At 65.5% G+C, this 1,781-nt stretch carries 2 protein-coding genes and 1 tRNA gene; all 3 read left to right on the top strand.

All coding sequences use genetic code 11. The features are described 5' to 3' along the window. Positions 1 to 650: aspartate kinase (locus tag AC1DOC_RS32285; RefSeq protein WP_478131398.1), on the top strand; the 650-nt coding region annotated here is incomplete at its 5' end. A gap of 26 nt (positions 651 to 676) precedes the next feature. Continuing rightward, a tRNA-Ser gene (locus tag AC1DOC_RS32280) sits at positions 677 to 769 on the top strand. A gap of 209 nt (positions 770 to 978) precedes the next feature. Beyond that, a partial coding sequence (locus tag AC1DOC_RS32275; RefSeq protein ID WP_478131397.1) for a tyrosine-type recombinase/integrase occupies positions 979 to 1,781 on the top strand: 803 nt, incomplete at its 3' end.

The raw sequence follows: 1,781 nt of genomic DNA, 5'->3' as shown, positions 1-1,781 counted from the left end.
TGGCGAGCCTGGGCTCCAAGGTGCTGCAGATCCGCTCGGTGGAATTCGCCGGCAAGTACAAGGTGCCGCTGCGTGTGCTCTCGAGCTTCACGCCGTGGGACATCGACATCAATGAAGAGGCCAAGTCCGGCACGCTGATCACTTTCGAGGAAGACGAAAACATGGAACAAGCCGTCGTATCCGGCATCGCTTTCAACCGCGACGAAGCCAAGATCTCGGTGCTGGGCGTGCCCGACAAGCCGGGCATCGCGTATCACATCCTCGGTGCCGTGGCAGACGCCAACATCGAAGTCGACGTGATCATCCAGAACCTGAGCAAGGACGGCCGGACCGACTTCAGCTTCACGGTGCACCGCAACGAGTATGCGAAGACGGTCGACCTGCTGCAGTCGAAGGTCATGCCCTCGCTGGGCGCGACCGAGATCGTGGGCGACACCAAGATCTGCAAGGTCAGCATCGTGGGCATCGGCATGCGCAGCCACGTGGGTGTTGCCAGCAAGATGTTCCGCGTGCTGAGCGAAGAGGGCATCAACATCCAGATGATTTCCACCAGCGAGATCAAGACCTCGGTCGTGATCGACGAAAAATACATGGAATTGGCCGTGCGCGCGCTGCACAAAGCCTTCGACCTGGACCAACCGGCCGCCTGATGGTGGCATAATCTCGGCTTCTTTCAGGAACTGTGACCGAGTGGCCGAAGGTGCTCCCCTGCTAAGGGAGTATGGGGTGTAGAGCCTCATCGAGGGTTCGAATCCCTCCGGTTCCGCCAATACGGCTTCTGGTGCCTTCCAGAAGCCTCCGAATAAGCCCCGTAAGTCGTTGATTTACGGGGCTTTTTCTTTGCCTGCGCCTACGGGAGCATTCGGCGCTTTCCGGCATTTACCGGCCCCAGCCGCCCCATTTGGGTGGTAGCCCGGGTGGTAAACGCCAATCCGGTGGTAAAGGCCCGGCGCCGGGCGTGTGGTAAAACCCGCGCCCATGGCTCGACACACTCTCACGGCGCTGGCCCTCAAGGCGCGACTCGCCGACGCGCTCGCGCTCGCCGCGCAGACGAAGAAGCCGCAGCGCATCGGCGACGGCGACGGCCTGCTGCTGACGGTGGCGGTGTCGGGCACGGCGTCCTGGGTGCTGCGCTACCGCCGGCCGCGCTCGGGACTGCGCAATGACCACACGCTCGGGCGCTGGCCCACCGTGGGCCTGGCCAAGGCACGCGAGCTGGCCGAGGCAAGCCGGCGCCTGGTGGCCAGCGGCATCGACCCGGCCGAGCAGCGCGCCGTCGTCAAGCAGGAGCGCGTCGCCGCGGCGTCGCCCGACACGCTGCGCAAGCTGTTCGACGATTGGATGGCGACCGCCAAGAGCGACAAGAGCGCGGTCTACCGCGGCAACATCGAAGCCGCGCTGAAGAAGGATGTGTTCCCCAAGCTCGGCGCCAAGCCGCCGCACCTGGTGACGCGCGCCGAGATCCTAGAGGTGCTGCGCGTGGTCGAGGGCCGCGGCGCCCTCGAGATGGTGCGGCGCCTGCGCATGTGGCTGCGCGAGCTGTTCGAGTTCGGCATCGACGACGAGAAGCGCCCGGCGCTGCTGGCCTCGCCCGTGCCCATGGGCACGCTGCGCAGCTTCAAGCCGCACAAGGCGCGCAACTTCCCGGCCGTGACCAACGCGCCGGCCGTGCCGAAGCTGATGGCGGCCCTGCGCAGTACCGGCAATTGGACGGTGCGCGCGGCGCTGCTGTTCTCGGCCTACGTGTTCCAGCGGCCGACCGAGATCGGCCGACCGAGATC

The organism is Variovorax sp. 01T439_2 (assembly GCF_056398445.1).
This window is presented reverse-complemented; position numbering and strand designations above follow the sequence as displayed.